The sequence below is a fragment of the Mesorhizobium sp. WSM4850 genome, assembly GCF_055811735.1.
Genome location: NZ_JBVVPV010000009.1, coordinates 55,666 through 72,740, shown reverse-complemented (window position 1 = coordinate 72,740; position 17,075 = coordinate 55,666). Strand labels below are relative to the sequence as shown.

Annotated in this window: 18 protein-coding genes; 11 read left to right on the top strand and 7 right to left on the bottom strand. The window is 64.0% G+C overall.

Annotated features, from left to right (window positions below):
• Positions 1 to 26: 26 nt before the first annotated feature.
• The 3 genes from AC0L2Z_RS12165 to AC0L2Z_RS12155 all read right to left on the bottom strand — a co-directional run bounded on the left by AC0L2Z_RS12165 (position 27) and on the right by AC0L2Z_RS12155 (position 2,476).
• Positions 27 to 335 (bottom strand): EthD family reductase, encoded by a 309-nt coding sequence (locus AC0L2Z_RS12165; RefSeq protein WP_091599210.1) that lies wholly within the window; start codon positions 333 to 335, stop codon positions 27 to 29.
• A 182-nt stretch (positions 336 to 517) separates the two neighbouring features.
• Positions 518 to 1,351, bottom strand: a complete 834-nt coding sequence (locus tag AC0L2Z_RS12160) for a FadR/GntR family transcriptional regulator (protein WP_023798647.1) — start codon at positions 1,349 to 1,351, stop codon at positions 518 to 520.
• Positions 1,352 to 1,486: 135 nt separating this feature from the next.
• Entirely contained in the window at positions 1,487 to 2,476 is a 990-nt protein-coding gene (locus AC0L2Z_RS12155) for a sugar-binding protein (protein ID WP_473493725.1), read from the bottom strand.
• Positions 2,477 to 2,902: 426 nt separating this feature from the next.
• On the opposite strand from AC0L2Z_RS12155, the gene AC0L2Z_RS12150 reads away from it, so the two are divergent.
• The 11 genes from AC0L2Z_RS12150 (at position 2,903) to AC0L2Z_RS12100 (ending at position 12,961) form a co-directional block, all read left to right on the top strand.
• Entirely contained in the window at positions 2,903 to 3,643 is a 741-nt protein-coding gene (locus AC0L2Z_RS12150) for an ATP-binding cassette domain-containing protein (protein WP_027154335.1), read from the top strand.
• Between the two features lie 40 nt (positions 3,644 to 3,683).
• The gene (locus AC0L2Z_RS12145; RefSeq protein WP_128175099.1) at positions 3,684 to 4,682 is read left to right on the top strand and encodes an ABC transporter permease; all 999 of its coding nucleotides are present in this window, start codon (positions 3,684 to 3,686) and stop codon (positions 4,680 to 4,682) included.
• Between the two features lie 172 nt (positions 4,683 to 4,854).
• Entirely contained in the window at positions 4,855 to 5,682 is an 828-nt protein-coding gene (locus AC0L2Z_RS12140) for an AraC family transcriptional regulator (protein ID WP_287241005.1), read from the top strand.
• Positions 5,683 to 5,850: 168 nt separating this feature from the next.
• Positions 5,851 to 6,294, top strand: a complete 444-nt coding sequence (locus AC0L2Z_RS12135) for an SRPBCC family protein (protein WP_473628134.1) — start codon at positions 5,851 to 5,853, stop codon at positions 6,292 to 6,294.
• A 30-nt stretch (positions 6,295 to 6,324) separates the two neighbouring features.
• Positions 6,325 to 7,119, top strand: coding sequence for an FAD binding domain-containing protein (locus tag AC0L2Z_RS12130; protein ID WP_473628133.1), 795 nt, complete (start codon positions 6,325 to 6,327; stop codon positions 7,117 to 7,119).
• Positions 7,120 to 7,167: 48 nt separating this feature from the next.
• Positions 7,168 to 7,650 carry a (2Fe-2S)-binding protein gene (locus AC0L2Z_RS12125; RefSeq protein ID WP_473616197.1) on the top strand — a complete coding sequence of 161 codons (483 nt, stop codon included), beginning with the start codon at positions 7,168 to 7,170 and terminating at the stop codon, positions 7,648 to 7,650.
• Positions 7,651 to 7,664: 14 nt separating this feature from the next.
• Positions 7,665 to 9,032, top strand: a complete 1,368-nt coding sequence (locus tag AC0L2Z_RS12120; RefSeq protein ID WP_473628131.1) for a xanthine dehydrogenase family protein molybdopterin-binding subunit — start codon at positions 7,665 to 7,667, stop codon at positions 9,030 to 9,032.
• A 1-nt stretch (position 9,033) separates the two neighbouring features.
• Entirely contained in the window at positions 9,034 to 10,038 is a 1,005-nt protein-coding gene (locus AC0L2Z_RS12115) for a xanthine dehydrogenase family protein molybdopterin-binding subunit (protein WP_027154342.1), read from the top strand.
• Positions 10,039 to 10,047: 9 nt separating this feature from the next.
• The gene (locus AC0L2Z_RS12110; protein ID WP_473628130.1) at positions 10,048 to 10,944 is read left to right on the top strand and encodes an AAA family ATPase; all 897 of its coding nucleotides are present in this window, start codon (positions 10,048 to 10,050) and stop codon (positions 10,942 to 10,944) included.
• Between the two features lie 53 nt (positions 10,945 to 10,997).
• On the top strand, positions 10,998 to 12,074 hold the full coding sequence (locus tag AC0L2Z_RS12105; protein ID WP_473628145.1) for a vWA domain-containing protein: 1,077 nt from the start codon (positions 10,998 to 11,000) through the stop codon (positions 12,072 to 12,074).
• A complete protein-coding gene (locus tag AC0L2Z_RS12100) occupies positions 12,074 to 12,961 on the top strand; it encodes an amidohydrolase family protein (RefSeq protein WP_473628144.1) in 888 nt (295 codons plus the stop codon). Before AC0L2Z_RS12105 ends, AC0L2Z_RS12100 begins: the two co-directional genes overlap by 1 nt.
• Positions 12,962 to 13,059: 98 nt before the next feature.
• Here the strand turns inward: AC0L2Z_RS12100 and AC0L2Z_RS12095 are convergent, their stop codons facing one another.
• The 4 genes from AC0L2Z_RS12095 to AC0L2Z_RS12080 form a co-directional block, all read right to left on the bottom strand.
• Positions 13,060 to 14,436, bottom strand: coding sequence for a DHA2 family efflux MFS transporter permease subunit (locus AC0L2Z_RS12095; protein WP_473628129.1), 1,377 nt, complete (start codon positions 14,434 to 14,436; stop codon positions 13,060 to 13,062).
• Between the two features lie 311 nt (positions 14,437 to 14,747).
• Complete coding sequence (locus AC0L2Z_RS12090) at positions 14,748 to 15,548, bottom strand: 3-methyl-2-oxobutanoate hydroxymethyltransferase (RefSeq protein WP_473628127.1); 801 nt, start codon at positions 15,546 to 15,548, stop codon at positions 14,748 to 14,750.
• A 37-nt stretch (positions 15,549 to 15,585) separates the two neighbouring features.
• Entirely contained in the window at positions 15,586 to 15,900 is a 315-nt protein-coding gene (locus AC0L2Z_RS12085; protein ID WP_473628126.1) for a MocE family 2Fe-2S type ferredoxin, read from the bottom strand.
• A 43-nt stretch (positions 15,901 to 15,943) separates the two neighbouring features.
• Positions 15,944 to 17,032, bottom strand: a complete 1,089-nt coding sequence (locus tag AC0L2Z_RS12080) for a fatty acid desaturase family protein (RefSeq protein ID WP_473628124.1) — start codon at positions 17,030 to 17,032, stop codon at positions 15,944 to 15,946.
• Between the last annotated feature and the right edge of the window lie 43 nt (positions 17,033 to 17,075).

Here is a 17,075-nt window from a genome sequence, read left to right as displayed (position 1 = left end):
TTTGCTGGGGACGGATTGTGCGAGGTTCAGACTTCCCTAGTCTCAAAGAGCATTAGCTCCACTCCGCCATCTGCAAAATTGCCAAGATCAGCCGCCGTGGCCCGACCCTCGGGGGACGCTAAGGCCGCTTGAATATCCGCAACGGAATCGAAGTAGAGCGTAGCAACAAGATGATAGCCTGAGGCCCCACCCGGTGAATGGACGCCGCCATCACTGATTTCGTATTTCCTCAAGCCGGGAATGGCTTTGGCCAGAGGAATGTGGGTCGAAACATAGTAACGGTCGAAGGCGACCACGTCTTTCGGAGTCTTGTAGAGTGCGACAAGTCTGGCCATGCTCCCCCTCTCAACCGACACTCACCGCCAGCTTTGCGCAAAAGGATACTCCTCAGCAAGAGTGCTGGCAAATGGGTTCGTTCCTCGCTCTGAGGAGGTCAACGAAGCATATGGGGTTTCAGGCCCGACGTGAGTCTTCCAAGTCGCCGCTCCCTGGCCGTTCAGAGCGATTGCGTTTGACCTTACCGCCGCGACCGCCCGATAACCTCGTCGGTGTTGGCGAGCAGTCGGTGCACCGCGGTGCGGGCTGCCGCCGGCCGCCGGAGGCGGATGTTCTTCTCGATCGCCTCATGCAGCGCCTGCGCCCGAGGCTGGTCGCTGGTTTCGCGCGTGACGAAAACGAAGAGATGATCGAGCGCCGATTCGATCAGCACGCCGAGCGGCACCAGGAGGTCATTGCCCGAGGCGCGCAGGATAGCCAGGTGAAAACGCGTGTCGGCGCGGGTGCGCTCCGGCAATGTCGCCGCCTCGCCCATCTCCCGGCAGGCCTGGCTGATCTCGGCCATCTGCTCGTCGCTGCGCCGGATCGCCGCAAAAGCGCTGGCTTCCGGCTCGATGATGTGACGGAATTCCTGGACAGTGCGCAGGAACATTTCGCGATCGGGCGCTGTCGCATACCAGGCGAGCACGTCGCGATCGAGCAGGTTCCAGCGCTCTTTCGGCTCGACCCAGCTGCCGATCTTGGGGCGTGAGGCCAGCAGGCTCTTGGCCATCAGCATTTTTATCGCTTCGCGCACCGCCGAGCGGCTGACGTCGAAAGTCTCGGACCATTTGGCCTCGTTGGGAAGGATGGTTCCCGGCGGATAATCGCCGCGCACGATCCTGAGGCCGATCTCGTTGGCCAGCGACGCATGCACGCTCGATCCGGGGATCAGCGCCGCGTCGGTCCGGCGGGCGCCGGTTGGACGGACGGCCGGCGGCTTGACTTGGGCCCGTGCCTTGACCGTGACCCGTGCCTTGACCGTAGCCCGTCCCTTGACCGTGGTAAGTCGCTTTTTCGATCTGGCGTCCGACATCCATGTTCCCCGGCACAGGCTGAACTCAAGGCGCGGCAAAGCAGGAGCGGTTCGCCCCAGCCACGTCACCTCGTAGATTTTCGTGAACCGGCGTGACGTGGCGCCCGTCGAGCGGACGCCCCGAAAACTGCGAACCTACTTCTGGATGCAGGTATCGACCGTATCCTTGGTGCACTCGTCGAGACCGGTGAAGACCGGATCGGCGACAGGCTTGCCTTCGACCAGGTCGATCATCACCGAGGGCGCCTTGTAGCCCATCTCGAACGGCCGCTGGCCGACCAATGCGGTCACCAAGCCCTCCTTGGCAATGGCCACTTCCTCACCGATCGTATCGGCGGCGCCGATGACGAACTCGTTCTTGGCGATCTTGTCGGCCATCGGCTTGAACAGGTCGCGATAGGGCTGCGGCGCACCGAACAGCGGCCAGCCGCCCATGATGCCGAAGGCGTCGAGATCGGGATTGGCGGCGAGGATATCGGTCATCGCCTGCACGCCCTTGGCACCGTCGTCATTGGTGAACACCGGGCAGCCGGCGACCTCGGTCCAGCCGCCCTCGCCGGCGAGCGCCGGGAGATCCTTCTGGCCTGTAAGCGCGTCACGCATGCCCTGGGCGCGGCGCAGGATGTTGTCGGCCGCGGGATTGCCCTGGATGGTGCAGATCTTGCCGCCGTCGGGCTTGGCCTTCTTGATGTACTCGCCGATCTTGTAGCCCATCAGGTAGTTGTCGGTGCCGAGATAGGTCTTGCGCAGCGCCGCATCTTCCTTGCTGAGGTCGGCGTCGAGCGTCATGATCGGGATCGACGGATTGGCGCTTTTGATCGTCTGCGCGATCAGCGGTGCGTTGGACGGCGAAATCGCCATCGCCACCGTGTCCGGCTTGCTCAGCATGTCCTGGACGATCTGGGCTTCGCCGGCTTCGTCCGAGGTCGATGCCGGACCGGTGTAGAAGCACTCATACTCCGAGTCGGCGTTTTCCTTGTTCCATTTCTGGCAACCTTGGTTGATGGCCTCGAAGAACGGATTGTCGAGCCCCTTCACCACGATGACGAGCTGTTTCTTGGCCAAAGCCGGCCCGGCGCCCAGCGCCAGCATGGCGACGGCAGCGAGCAATAGTGACTTCCTCATTTCAGTCCTCCCTTGAAACAGACGGACACGGCGTGCCCGCCACACAGACCAGCCCGGATGCGCGATGACAGAGGTTCGTTTCGCGAGCGCTCGTGTCGTCAAGCCGGGCCGATAAGAATTTCCAGATGCGGTTGCAGACCAGCGCGATAGGGACGCTGCCAGATCCTCGACCGATAAACCTCCGCCTGCTCAGCCCCGGCGAGCCGGAGCAGGAGATCGGCATAATCTCCTCCGACGCCTAGCTAATATCGGCTTGCGACGGACGTCAATTGCTATTTGTCCTACAAAACGGATTTTTCGAAAGAAGCCGCTGTTGACGGCAGGGGGGCATATGCGTAAATGGGCGAAAGCGCGGTTCCCGGGAGGAGCTGGGAAGAGCGAGGCCGCGGCAGGACCGCAGGCCGAAAGCACGGAGGAAGCAGACTGGTGCCGGTTCTCGAACTCGCCAACATCTCAAAACATTTTGGCGCCATCCAGGCCGTCAACGACGTTTCGCTGTCGATCGAGGCCGGACAGGTGGTCGGGCTGATGGGCGACAACGGCGCCGGCAAGTCGACGCTGGTCAAGATGATCGCCGGCAACTTCCGCCCAAGCCATGGCACGATGCAGATGGACGGCAAGGAGCTGATCCTGCACAAGCCGGTGGAGGCGCGCCAGCACGGCATCGAGATCGTCCATCAGGATCTGGCGTTGTGCAACAATCTGACGGCCGCCGCCAATGTCTATCTCGGCCGCGAGCTGCGCCGCGGCGTCGGGCCGTTTCGCATCCTCGACTACGCCGCCATGTACAAGCGCGCCGGCCAGATCTTTGCCGTGCTGAAATCCGAAACCCGCCCGCGCGATCTGGTCAAGCAGATGTCGGGCGGCCAGCGCCAGGCGGTGGCGATCGCCCGCACCATGCTTTCGCAGGCCAAGATCGTGTTGATGGACGAGCCGACGGCGGCGATCTCGGTCCGGCAGGTCGCCGAGGTGCTGAACCTGATCCGCCATTTGCGCGACCAGGGCATTGCCGTCGTGCTGATCAGCCACCGCATGCCCGACGTCTTTGACGTTGCCGACCGCGTCATCGTCATGCGGCGCGGCCGCAAGGTCGCCGACAAGACGATCGCGTCGAGTTCGCCCGAGGAAGTCACCGGGCTCATCACCGGCGCCATCGAACAGGTTTGATGCCAGCCGGTTTCACCACGCAAGCAGATAAAGGTCGACGATGGCAGTAACTCTTGACCAGACGATCGCGCAGAAACAGCACACTTTGCTGACCAGGGTGTTTGCCAGCCAGACCTTCTGGGTGGTGATCGCGGTCATCCTCGCCTGCCTGTTCCTGTCCGTCGCCACCGATTCCTTCGCCACGACGAAGAACCTCTACAACATCACCCGCAACATCACCTTCGTCGCCATCGTCGCGCTCGGCATGACCTTCGTCATCATCACCGGCGGCATCGACCTGTCGGTCGGCTCGGTGCTTTGCCTGTGTTCGATGGTGCTCGCCGTGACCATGCATGCCGGCTACGGCATCGAGGTCGGCATTGCCGCTGCGATCGCGACGGCGCTGATCATCGGCGCCTTCAACGGCATCCTGATCGCCTATCTCGGGTTTCCGCCCTTCGTGGTGACGCTCGGCATGCTGTCGATCGCGCGCAGCCTGGCCATGGTCGCCTCCAACAACACCGTCGTCTTCCAGTTCGGGCCCGACCACGACAAGCTTCTGGCGCTGGGCGGCGGCGCCTTTGTGTTCGGCATCGCCAATCCGGTGCTCTACATGATCGTGCTGGCGCTGATCACCGGCTTCGTCCTGCGCTGGACGAAATTCGGCCGGCACATCTTCGCCATCGGCGGCAACGAGCATGCGGCGACGCTGACCGGCGTTCCGGTGCGCCAGATCAAGGTCGCTGTCTACATGATCTCGGCGCTGGCAGCGGGCCTTGCCGGCATCATCCAGACCGGCTGGCTGGGCGCAGTCACCACCAATCTCGGCAACGGCATGGAGCTTCAGGTCATCGCCGCCACCGTCATCGGCGGCGCCAACCTGGCCGGCGGCATGGGCACGGCCTTTGGCGCCGTCGTCGGCGCGGCGCTGATCGAAGTGATCCGCAACAGCCTTGGCCTGCTCGGCATCAACGCCTTCTGGCAGGGGGTGTTCATCGGCGGTGCCATTCTGATGGCGGTCCTGTTCGACCGGCTCCGCAATTTCCGGCGCAACGAATAGGCCGCGGTCACGCGCAATTCGTTGTCGTTGCTATCGCTCAGTCTGAAAATCGGCCGGCGCGCCGCGTGGCGTGCGCCAGGCGCGCACATGCGCCTTGACGCGGACCCGGACTGAGCAGCACTATCCCGATTGCAGGCGAAGGGAGGCCAGTCGCCTGCGGGAGGATATACCCATGACGGAAGCGATCAGGCTCTACTGGGGCCGGTTCGGACATGTTTCTGTCCTGAACGTCGCCAGCGACTTCGTCACCCATGCCCATGTCGAGGCGCATATCATCATCTGGCTGGAAGGCACGGCCGGCGAGATGACCATCGGCCGCGAGACGGTGCGGCTTGGGCCCGGCACCGCCGCTGGCATCAATTCCTTCCAGCCGCACAGCCACGCTTTATCCCGCGACGGCCGGCCCGGCCTGTTCCTCGCCTTCTACATCGATCCGGACTGGGCACGCCGGCGCCGCGACCTGCGGTCGACCGCGCCGCTGTTTTCGGCACCGGCGATCACGCTGGAGCCGTGGCTGCACAAGGCGGCAGCCAATCTTCTCGACCATCTCAGCGACAATGAGAGCATCGACGACATCGCCAATTACGAGATCGAGCGCTTCATCGACAGCGTGCTCGACGCCGCCGACGCCTCGGCGCCACAAGTGGCGCGCGCCCGCGTCCACAGCGTGCAGGATTTTCGTGTCCGCAAGGCGATCCAGCTGATGAAGGCCAATGTCTGCGAACGCATCTGCTTCGACGAGGTGGCGCGCAGCGTCGGCCTGTCGCGGCCGCATTTCTTCGCGCTGTTCAAGGAGCAGACCAATCTGACGCCCAATGTCTACTGGAACACGCTGCGCATGGAGGAAGCGGTGCGGCAGTTGCAGTGGTCGCAGGAACCATTGATCTCGGTCGCCTGCAATCTCGGCTTCACCACGCAGGGCAATTTCTCGCGATTCTTCCGCGACCATGTCGGCGTTCCGCCGACACTCTATCGCGAGGCAGCGCGAGCCATCTCCTGAGCCATTTTCAGACTGCCCGTTTTCAGACTGCCCGTTTTTTTCAGGCTGCCGTTTTTTCAGCGTGCCAGTTTTTTCAGACTTATTGATAGGCGCTCAAGACGCATTGATAAGTGCTGCCGGGCTCGCCGCCCTACCCTCGCGACACAGCTATTGCAAGGAAATGATCATATGGCGAAAGTCACCGTCTCCAGCGTCATCGACGCACCGGTCGAAAAGGTCTGGGCGCGCATACGCGATTTCAATGGGTTGCCGAGCTGGCACCCGCGCATGGTCGAGAGCCATATCGAGGACGGCAAGGACACCAGCGCAGTCGGCTGCGTGCGCAATTTCCAGCTCGCCAGCGGCGCTCGCATCCGCGAGAAGCTGCTCGACTTCTCCGACGACAATTTCCTCGTCAGCTACTCCATCCTGGAGACGCCGCAACCGCTGACCAACCACAAGGCGACGCTGCAGCTGCGCCGGGTGACCGATGGCGACCGCACCTATGCCGAATGGACCGCAAGCTTCGACGCGGCTCCCGAGGAAGCTGACAAATTGGCCGAAGGCATGGGCGCCAACGTCTTCCAGGGCGGCTTTAACGCCCTTAAGACCCATTTCGCCGGCCAGGGTTGAGCTGAATGGGCTCATAAAAAGGACAGTTCCATGGCGCTTGCACTGCAGACTTTCTCGACGGTCAAGGACGCCAGTGCGGCGCTGAAAGCCGCCGGCACCCGCTATCTCGGCGGCGGCACGCTGGTCGTGCGCGCCGCCAATGAAGGCGACGTTTCGGTCTCCGGCCTCATCAGGTCGACCGAACCGGCGCTGTCGGCCATCACTGTTTCCGGCAGGGAGGTCCGCATCGGCGCTTCGGTGACCATGGCGGCGATCGCCCGTCACCCGGATCTGTCTTCCCTTGCCCGCGCGGCGCGCGCCGTCGGCGGCCCGGCGATCCGCAACATGGCGACCATCGGCGGCAATCTCTTCGCCCCGGCGCCCTATGGCGATTTCACCGTCGCGCTGCTGGCACTGGGCGCAACCGTCGGCACCGATGACGGCGAGGTGCCGATCGAAACCTTCCTGGCAAGACGCGAAGACAATCACGCCATCGTCACTTCGGTCGGCTTCAGCTTGCCACTGGAAGGCGGCTTTCGCTTCCTGAAAATATCGAGGGTCAAGCCGAAGGGCGTCTCGGTGCTGAGCATCGCCGCCGTGCTGGAACGAGCGCCGGACGGAACCATGTCATCGGCGCACATCGCGCTTGGCTGCATGGCCGACCGGCCGATGCGCGCCAAGGCGGCGGAGAAGGCGCTGCTCGGCAGGAAACTCACGAGCGACGGCATCGCGCCGGCGCTGGCCGTCGCGAACGACGGCACCTCGCCGATTACCGATCCGATCGCCAGTGCCTGGTATCGCAACGAAGTCCTGCCGGTCCATCTCGGCCGGCTTTTGCTCGCCTGAAAGCCAATGGCGGGCAAGTCAGCCAAGCTGCGGCGCAAGGAGTAAAAGATGACAAAGATCCCGGTTCAGTTCACGCTCAACGGCGCGGAGAAGGCCGAATTCATCGACAGCGGCACGACGCTGCTCAATGCGCTGCGCGACAAGATCGGCGACACCTCGCCAAAGGGCGGCTGCCATCAGGGCACATGCGGCGCCTGCTCGGTCATCATCGACGGCGAGCTTCGGCTGTCCTGCCTGACGCTGGCCGAAACCTGCAACGGTGCGGCGATCACCACGACATCGGGGCTTTCGCAAGGCGGCGTGCTGCATCCTTTGCAGCGCGCCTTCCTCGACGCCTTCGCCACGCAATGCGGCTTCTGCACGCCAGGCATGATCATGGCCGCCAAGGTTCTGCTCGACCACACGGCGGACCCCAGCCGCGACGAGGTGGTCGAGGCGCTGTCGGGCAATATCTGCCGCTGCACCGGCTACGAGCCGATCATCCAGGCGGTGCTGACCGCCGCGCGGTCCAATTCGCAGAACGCAGCTTGAGGGGAGGCGAAAAAATGGAACTCCGCAAGAGCTATTTCGCCGACCAGCGCACGGACGATCTGCACGAGATCGGCCAGCCACGGCCGCGCTCCGATTCGCCCGGTCATGTCACCGGCAAGACCGCCTATTTCGCCGACCGCAGTTTTCCAGGCATGCTGCATCTGAAGATGGTGCGCAGCCCGCATCATCACGCCCGCATCCGCAGCATCGACACTTCAGAGGCGGAAAAGCATCCGGGCGTGGTGAAAATCCTGACCGCCAAGGACGTGCCGCACAATGTCTACACCATCCTGATCCTGATCCAGATCGGGCCGGAGGACGAGACGGTGCTGGCCGACGGCAAGGTGCGCTGGAAGGGCGAAGCCGTGGTGGCGGTGCTGGCCGAGACCGAGCGTGCCGCCCAGGAGGCGGCGGCCAAGGTCAAGGTCGACTACGAGGTGCTGCCGGCCGTCTTCGACATGGAAGAAGCGCTGAAGCCCGGCGCGCCTGTTGTCAACGAATATCACGGCCGGAATTATTACCTCTATGACAGCGGCGAATGCCGCAAGGTGCGCTTCGGCGATGTCGAGGCCGGTTTCGCCGGCGCCGATCACGTGCTCGAGCAGACCTATCAATCGTCGCCGATCGAGCACGCGCCGACCGAGACGACCGGCTGCATCGTCGCGCCGGAGGGCAACGACCGCTTTACCTGCTACACCAACACGCAGGCGATGTTCTTCACCCTCGACAACGCCTCGATCATCCTGCAGATGCCGGGCAACAGACTGCATTTCGTCGGCGGCACCGTCGGCGGCGGCTTTGGCGGCAAGGTCGACGTCATCGTCGAGCCGATCGCCATCCTCGGCGCCAAGCTGACCGGGCGGCCGGTCTCCTTCATCTACAGCCGTGAGGAGGAGATGCAGATTTCCTCGCCGCGCGCCGCCGAAAAGGTCGTCATCAAGGACGGCGTCATGAAGGATGGCCGCATCGTCGCCAGAAAAGTCACCGGCTACACCGATGCCGGGGCCTATTCGCGCCATTCGCCCTATGGCGCGCAGAAGGGCGCCGGCCACTATCCCGGCCCTTACACCATCCCGAATGTCTGGATCGACACCTACTGCGTCTACACCAACCGCACCCCCTCCTCCGCCATGCGCGGCTTCGGCGTCACCATCGGCGATTTCGCGCTTGAGGTGCAGATGGACAAGCTCGCCCGGCTGATCGGCATGGACCCGCTCGAGTTCCGCTTCATCAATGCCTACCGCGACGGCGACATCAAGGCGCACCGCCAGCCGACCGAGGGCGCGGCGCTGATCGAGTGCATGCAGGAAGCCTCGCGCGCCGCCAACTGGCCGGTGGCGGACAAATTCATGGCGATGTCGTCCTACGCGAAGGGAGCTTGAAATGGCGATCAGGCGCGGGCGCGGCGTCGCCGCGATCAACTATCCGACAGGCATGAACCTCGGTGGCGATCCAACCCAGGCGCTGGTCCATTCGACGCCGACCGGCAATTTCATGGTAACGCTGTCGAGCGTCGATCTCGGCCAGGGCATGAAGCAGATCATGGCGCAGATCTGTGCCGAGACGATCGGCGTACCGACCGACCGCGTCGTCGTCGACACCGCCGACACCGACACCGGCCCGCACTGCATGGGCACCTTCGCCTCGCGCGGCACCCACCGCGCCGGCAACGCCGTCATCCAGGCGGCCAGGGAAGCCCGCCAGGTGATGCTGGAAGTGGCGGCAGAGGAACTGGAAGTGAACGCCTCGGACCTCGAGACCGACGGCCAGGGCAACATCCTGGTCAAGGGCGCGCCGCAAAGATCGATCTCGATCTTCGATGTGGCGCTGTCGGCGCATTTCAAGCGCGGCCGCTCGATTTCCGGCCGCGGCATGTTCTTGATCCCGCGCTCCTATCCGGAAAAAGAAACCGGCGCGATGAAACCGTCGACCTGCTACGCGCATGCCTGCACGGTGGTCGAGGTCGAGGTCGACGACGAAACCGGCGAGGTCACCGTGCTGACGGTGAAGAACGTCTTTGAGATCGGCCGCGCGCTGAACCCGAAAATGGTCGAGCAGCAGCTCGTCGGTGGCTCGTGGATGGGCATCAGCCACGCGCTCTACGAGACGACGGAACCCTATTACCCCGACCGCGATCATGGCGGCACCGACTTCAACCAGTATCTGATGCCGGGACCAGGCGATCTTGCGCAAACCGAGATCATCGTGCTGGAGAGGCCCTCGGCCGACGGACCCTTTGGCGCCAAGGGGCCGGGCGAAATGTGCGCCAACCCGCAAATCCCGGCGGTCGCCAACGCGGTCTTCGACGCCGTCGGCGTGCGCATCGACACGCTGCCGATCACGCCGGAACGCATCCTGCGGGCGCTGAAGGCGCAAGCCTCGAACTGAGTGCTGGAAATGCCCAAAAGAAGCGCCCGGACTGGAAGCGCCGACACTGTCGTGATCTCGCCGGAGGCGGTGGCATCGCGCCTCGCCGCCTCGCGCTATCTGGCCGATGAAAGCCTGGCCACCGCCATTTTCCTGGCGATCCGGCTGGGCAAGCCGCTGCTGCTCGAAGGCGCGCCGGGCGTCGGCAAGACAGAAGCGGCCAAGGCGATAGCCGAACTGCTCGGGCGCGACCTGGTGCGGCTGCAATGCTACGAAGGCATCGACGCCGCACACGCGCTATACGAATGGAACTACCAGCGCCAGTTGCTCGCCATCCGCCATGCCGGCGAGCATGAGGTCGACATCTATGACGACCGCTTTTTGATCGCGCGGCCGCTGCTGCAGGTGCTGAAGGCGCCGGAAAAGCGCGTGCTGCTGGTCGACGAGATCGACCGTTCCGACCATGAGTTCGAAGCGCTGCTGCTGGAATTCCTGTCCGACTTCCAGATCAGCATTCCCGAGCGCGGCACCATCCGCGCCAAAGCGCAGCCGATCGTCGTCCTGACCTCGAACCGCACCCGCGAACTGGCGGAGGCGCTGCGGCGGCGCTGCGTCTACCACTGGATCACCTATCCCGACGCCGAGCGCGAGGCCGAAATCATCATGCTGCGCGCCGGCGACGTCGCCAACGCCACGGCGCGCGCCGTGGCTGCCGCCGTGCGCGACATCCGCGCCCGCCCGCTGGCCAAGCCGCCGGGCATCGCCGAAGCGGTCGAATGGGCCAACGCCGCGACGATCCTCGAAAAGGGCGGCAGCCCATGGCCGGAAGCGTTCCGCCGCGCCATCGGCGTGCTGATCAAGGATGAGGAGGACCTGTCCTACATCGCGCCCGAGCTTGGCCGGATCGTCGAGGAGGCATTGGCGTGAGCCCCGCGGCCCTACCCCGCGCCGCAGCACCTCTCCTCGGTTTTGGCCGGCTGCTGCGCCGCTACGGCTTTCCGGTGGCGCCCGAGCAGGTGTCAGGCTTCATGCAGGCGGTGACGCTGCTCGGGCCCCGCTCGATGGCCGATATCCACGAGGCCGCGCTTGCCACGCTGGCGCCGCCGCCCGACCGCCGCGACGAATTCGAGGCGCATTTCCAAAGCTATTTCTACGGCAACACCGCGGCCGTGGTCGAAGGCGAGGCCGACGAGGAAACCCGCATCAAGGACGACGGCGGCGCCAGCGACGAAGAGAACGAGGTGGCGCGCCAGGAGGAAGGCGGCGCGCTATCGTCTGGCGCCGAACAGTTGAGCGCCCGCGACTTCCAGCGCGTCGGCGACGGGCTTGCCGCTTTCCGCCGCAAGCTCGCTAGCGCCCTGCCCGCCCGCCGCTCCTTCCGAACCGTTCGCACGCACGCACGCGGCAAGCTCGATCTGCGCCGCTCGCTGCGCGAAATCGTCAGTGCCGACGGCGATATTCCGTCGCCGCTGCTGCGCCGCCGGCAGACCGTGTCGCGCAAGCTTTTGCTGCTGATCGACGTGTCCGGCTCGATGAAGCTCTACACATCGGACTATCTCAAGCTGGCGCATGCGGCGGTGCAAGGCGCGGACCGGGCTGAAATTTTCACCTTCGGCACGCGGCTGACCCGCATCACCACGGCGCTGCGTATTCGCGACCGCGACCAGGCGCTGGCGCGGGTGGCAGCATTGGTCGACGACTGGGATGGCGGCACCCGCATGGGACCGACGCTGCTCGCCTTCCTGTCGGTGCCGCGGTTCTCCTCACTTGCGCGCGGGGCGGCGGTGGTCATCCTGTCGGATGCGCTGGAGCGCGGCGACCATGCCGAGCTGGAAATGGCGATGCGCCGGCTGAGCGCCCGCGCCTTCCGCCTGTCGCTGGCGACGCCGCTGGCCGGCGATCCGCGTTTCCGGCCGGCGACGGCAGCACTTCGCGCCATCCTGCCGGTGCTCGACGATCTGGTCGACGGTTCTTCGATCGCCGGTCTCACCGATTTCATCCTGTCGCTCGCCCGCCCCGCTCCGGCGGCGGCAGCAATCTGGAAAAGGGTTTCATGATGAAAAAGGCGATCGACGCGCATTTCCATATCTGGCGCCAGGAGGATCAGCCCTGGCTGCGCGGGCCGATGGTGCCGCGCATCTTCGGTCCCTACGAGCCGATCCGACGCGACTACCCGATCGAGGAATTCCTCGCCGACCAGCAAGGCTCTGATGTCGAGAAGGCGGTCTATGTCCAGACCAACTGGGCCAAGGAGGATTTCGAGAAAGAAGTCGCCTTGCTGCAGACGACGGCTGACGAAACCGGTTGGCCGCACGCCATCGTCGGCTATGCCGACATGACGGTGGACGATGTACGCCATCAGATCGACCGACTGATCAAGTACCCCCTGCTGCGCGGCGTGCGCATGCAATTGCACTGGCACGAAACGCCGGCCTTCCGCTTTGCCGCGTCCGCCGATCAGGTCGTCGACCCGAAGGTGCGGGCCAATGTGGCGCGGCTGAAGGACTATGGCCTGTCCTTCGACCTGCAGCTTTTCCCGGCCCAGATGAAGGACGGGCTGACGCTTGTCGGCGAAAATCCCGAGACCAACTTCATCCTCACCCATGCCGGCATGCTGACCGACATGTCGGAGGAAACCACGCAAGCCTGGAAGGCCGGCCTGCGCTCGCTTTCAGCAGCGCCAAACCTCTACGCCAAGCTGTCCGGCCTCGGCACCTTCGTCCACCGCAACGACCCGGCGCTGATCGCCTACATTGTCGACAACGCAATCGAAATCCTCGGCAGCGACCGTCTGATGTTCGGCTCCAACTTCCCGATCGAAAAGCTGTGGACCAGCCACGCCGAACTGATCAAGAAGCACCGGGAGGCGGTGGCCAAGCATGGTGCGGCGGCAGAGGCGGACATTTTTTGGAACACAGCGGAGAAGGTATATCGGCCGGTGTGACGCGCTGCCCCCCTTCCAAACACCATTGTGGGAGAAGGTCACGCCCGATGGCCCGAAACCTCGGCGCCGGCGGCCCGCGGCAGCGCCAGGAAGCGGAACTAGGCCACGAGCCCGATGGCGCCGATCGCCAGGAAGGCGAGGCGGAAGTCGACGAGGTCGGGCGCCGCCCCGGCCCTGGCGATCTGCGACAGGTTGAGCAGCGCCGCGGCGACCGCCACGCCGAACAGCATCGCCACCTGCTGCAGCATGCTGGACAGCGTCGCCGCCGAGCTGCGCTGCGCCGAAGCGATATCGGCGAAGGCCAGCGTGTTGAGCGCGGTGAACTGCATCGACCGCGTCAGTCCGGCAATCAGCATCAGCGCCACCACCAGCGCTTGCGGTGTCTGCGGCGATATCGCCGCGCAGGCCATGATCGACAGCGATGCGATCACGCCGTTGACGACCAGCACCGAACGGAAACCGAAGCGCTTCAGCGTCGGCGTCGTCACCGTCTTCATGCCGAGATTGCCGAGGAAATAAGCCAGGATCAGCATGCCGGCATCGACGGGTCTCAGGCCGAACCCGACCTGGAACAGCAGCGGCAGCAGGAACGGCGTGGCGTTGATGGAGACCCGGAAAATGGTGCCGGCCGACAGCGTCGATATGGCGAAAGTCTGCACCTTGAATGCCGCAAGGTCGAGCAGCGGATTTTTGGCGCGCGCCAGGTGCCGCACGGCCAGCCAGCCGATCAGGACGCCCGCGCCAAGCAGCGCCACGGTCGGCAAGGTGCCGTCTTGCGGATGGGCGATGCGTTCGAGGCCGTAGAGCATTGAGGCAAGCCCGACCGAGGTCACAAGGAAGCCCGGCCAGTCGAGCGGCCTGGTTTCGGAAGCGCGGTCGCCGGGAATGAAGCGGGCGACCAGCGCCAGGCCGGCCGCGCCGAGCGGAATGTTGATGAAGAAATTCCAGTGCCAGGACAGATAAGTGGTGATGAAGCCGCCAAGCACCGGCCCGATCACCGGCGCAAACAGCGCCGGCCATGTGATCAGCGCGGTGGCATTGAGAAGCTCGGACTTCGAGGCGTTGCGCAGCACCAGGATGCGGCCGACCGGTGTCATCAGCGCACTGCCCAGGCCCTGCACGGCACGCGCGGCGACGAACTGGGTCAGGTTCTGCGAGATGCCGCAGGCGATCGAGGCCAGCGTGAACAGGGCGATCGCCACAAGGAAGATGTTGCGCGCGCCGAAGCGGTCGGCGAGCCAGCCGGACAGCGGCACGAACACCGCCATGGTCAGCATGTAGACGGTGATGCCGATGCTCATCGCCACTGCCGGCACGCCGAAGGATTCTCCCATCTGCGGCAACGATGTCGAGATGATCGTCGAATCCAGAAGCTGCATGAAGAAGGCGACGGCGACGATCAATGCCACGCGCCGCGCCTGCCGCGCCGCCGTCGCGGTTTCGGGCAAGGCTTTGTTTTCGGGAATGGCGGTCATGCGCAGAACTGTACGAAAGGTTTTCCCGCGCCACTGGGACCAGGCGATTGTCCGGCAAATCGGTGACGCACCGGTTTGAACAGCATTTGGGCGGCGACGTCCAGACTTGGCCCAACAAACTTGTATCGCGACCTGTCGGTCGGATGAGAGGTGCTGGAAGGATCGCTACACCGAAGCCATAAGCACTTCAAATTCCACGATATTTTCTTCGCCGCGTTTCTCCCAGCACCCCTCATCCGTCTCGGCGCTACGCACCGATCCACCTTCTCCCACAAGGGGAGAAGGTCACAGCCGATCCTGGCCGGTGCGTCTCATTCCGCGTCGATCTTCTCCATGAACTGGCCGAGCTGGTCCGGGTCCATATGCACCACATGCTTGTCTTCGGGATAGGCCAGGCTGTTGACGTCGGCGACATATTCGGAAAAAGCAGCGATGCGTTCCGCCTGCAGGCGGTCATATTCGGCGGCGAAATTGCGATAGACCTTGGAATGGCGCGGCATGTGGCCACGGTTCTGGCCAAGGATGTCGTCGGCGAACAGATATTGCGCGTCGCAGCCGGTGCCCGCCCCCATCGACAGCATGATCAGCGAGGTTCGCTCCGAAATCGCCTTGGCCACCTCGACCGGCACCACTTCGATCTCGGCGCCGATCGCGCCGGCCGCTTCGTATTGCTTGACTGCCTCGAAAATCTGCATGGCGCTGTCGGCGGTCTTGCCGACAGCCTTGAAGCCGCCGGTCCAGGTGGCGCGCGACGGGATCAGACCGACATGGCCGATCACCGGGATATTGTCATCGGCCAGCCGTTTGACAGCGGCAAAGCCGGCGCTGCAATAAACCGCGTCGGCGCTTGCCTTGTAGAGCCGAAACGCCCAGCGGACGAAATCGTCGGCTGTGCCGATCTCGTAGAAATTGTCGCCCGGCATGGTGAACAGGCTGGGTGCGGCATCGCGGTATTGCGGATCGAGCACCAGTTCCGGCGGCACCGAGACTATGTCGACCCCGGCTCGTTCGGCGGCCTCGGCCTCGGCCATCGTCAGCACCCGCAGCATGGTCAATTGCCGCTTGCCCTTCATAGCGCGCAGGTCTGCCACCGTCGGTCTTTTCCGGCTCATTGATTTGGTCCCCTTTGTTACGTGAACGGAAGGCCGGTCAGGCGATCTGGATCATCACCTTGCCAGCTTCGACCTTGACCGGATAGGTCTGCAGATTGACGCAGACGGGCGCGCCCTTGGCCTGGCCGGTCTTGTAATTGAAGCGGCCATTGTGCTTGGGGCATTCGATGATGTCGTCCATGACAAGCCCATCGGCCAGATGCGCCTTTTCATGTGTGCAAAAGCCGTCGGTAGCGAAGAATTCGTCATCCGGCGAACGGTAGATCGCGAAGCTGCGGCCGTCATGATCGAAGCGGATGACATCCTCTTCGTCGACATCGTCCACAGCGCACGCCTCGACCCAATCGGCCATCTCTATTTTCTCCCGAAATTTCGCCTTGCTGTGCTGCGCAGTGCTATTCAGCTGTTGCCGACATGTTCACTTCGTGGAACTCGCCACGATAGGGCCGTGCCGTCGGCGGCAGTTCGCGCTTGAGGAAATAGTCCTCATATTTGAGCTGCCTGAGCAGGACCGGCCAAACCTCGCGATAGGCATGCCACATCGACGGGTTCGGCTCCGGCAGATCGTGCTTGATCAATTCGTGCAGCCTGGGCAGCGCGTGATAGGGCACCATCGGAAACATGTGATGCTCGACGTGGTAGTTCATGTTCCAGTAGATGAACCGGCTGATCGGGTTCATATACACGGTCCTGCTGTTGAGCCGGTGATCGACGACATTGTCGGCCAGGCCGATGTGCTGCAGCAGGCCGGTCAGCACCATGTGCCAGGTGCCGTAGAGGCGCGGCACGCCGATGAGCACCAGCGGCACCCACGACTGCATGAAAACCGCGAGCGCGATTGTGGCGATGTAGATGGCGATATGCCAGCGCGCGGCAGTGACGGCCTTGTGCTGTTCCATCTCGGGCACGTAGCTTTTCTCGTCCGGCGTCAGCTTGCCGAACGCCTGGCGTGCCAGTGCCGGGAGCGAATAGCGAAAGTCGAGGATACCGGTGAAGGCGAGTGCGGTGCGCAGCAGGTCCGGCGGGCGCATCACGGCGATCTCGGCATCGCGTCCGACGATGATGGTGTCGGTGTGATGCCTGGCATGGCTCCAGCGCCAGGTCACCGGGTTGCGCATCAGCATGAAGCTGGCAATCTGGTAGACGACATCATTCATCCAGCGCGTGCGGAAAGCCGTGCCGTGGCCGCATTCGTGCCAGCGCGAGTCGCTGGCCGAGGCATAGAGCACGCCATAGACGAAGAAGAACGGCACGCACCACCAGGTGCCCCAGAAGTAAACGCCGCCGGCGGCGGAGACCAGGATGGCGCCCAGCCAGATGGCCGTGTCGCGGATTGCCGGACTGTCGGAACGTTGCATCAGTTCCTTCATCGTCTTGCGCGGCACATCGGTATGGTACCACTCAGCCGAGGCTAGCCCGGTTTCGATCGCAATCCGCGTGCTTTCGCCGACCAGGCTGTAATCGCGTTTCACCTTGCCAGCCATTGTGACCTCCAATTTTCGAACCGCCGCGAGCCCTCTCCACTCC